This window comes from Pseudoalteromonas rubra (assembly GCF_000967655.1).
Lineage (GTDB): Bacteria > Pseudomonadota > Gammaproteobacteria > Enterobacterales > Alteromonadaceae > Pseudoalteromonas > Pseudoalteromonas rubra_A.
Genome location: NZ_JXYA01000099.1, coordinates 1 through 729, shown reverse-complemented (window position 1 = coordinate 729; position 729 = coordinate 1). Strand labels below are relative to the sequence as shown.

General features: G+C 41.3%; 1 protein-coding gene. It reads left to right on the top strand.

The features are described 5' to 3' along the window. Window positions 1–312, top strand: a 312-nt coding sequence (locus TW77_RS23605; protein ID WP_046007426.1) for a transposase, incomplete at its 5' end; no start/stop codon positions are given. Between the last annotated feature and the right edge of the window lie 417 nt (window positions 313–729).

The window sequence follows — 729 nt, the reverse complement described above, 5'->3', positions numbered from 1 at the left end:
CAAATATCACAAAGGACTCAATCAGGAAGAATGGCAGTGGTCATTATGGATCGCGCAGCCTGGCACTTCAAAGATGGTTTGGTAGAGGGTTTGGAGAATGTAGTGATCATTAGGTTACCGCCTTATTCACCAGAGCTGAACCCCATAGAGCAAGTGTGGAGCTGGCTTAGACAACGCAAGTTATCCAACAGAACCTTTGCAAGCTACGATGACATTTTGGATCAGGTCAGTGAAGCATGGAATGCGTTTATCTCATGTGCTGACAGGGTAAAGTCATTATGCTTTAGGGACTGGATAAATCTGACCAGTTAATTATTCAAAATGGTATAAGTAATATTAATATAATGAACCGGGCACATACCATATCGACTAGATGAGTAAGAAGTAGTGCAGCTAATAACAAGGATGCTGAAGGCATTCTTTGCTCAACGCGCGATTTTATAGGAAGTAAAACGACTAAAGCCCGCCGATGCAATTTTTATTAACTTTCTGGCTCTCTATATCCAGTGCTATATATCTGAGAAGTAGAACAGACAGAATATTGGCTCTGAGCGCCTCTCATAATATGGTCTGTAGTGTGGTCTATTTGCAATCTTATCCACAGTTGGTTGTGTGTATCTTGTTTGTGTTTTGTGTGTATTTGGGGTGGTGCGCGGTGGTGACATTTTATCGATAGAAAAATGCAAAAAGGGGTTGCATCGTTTTTCTATTTCCCTATAATGCGCATCC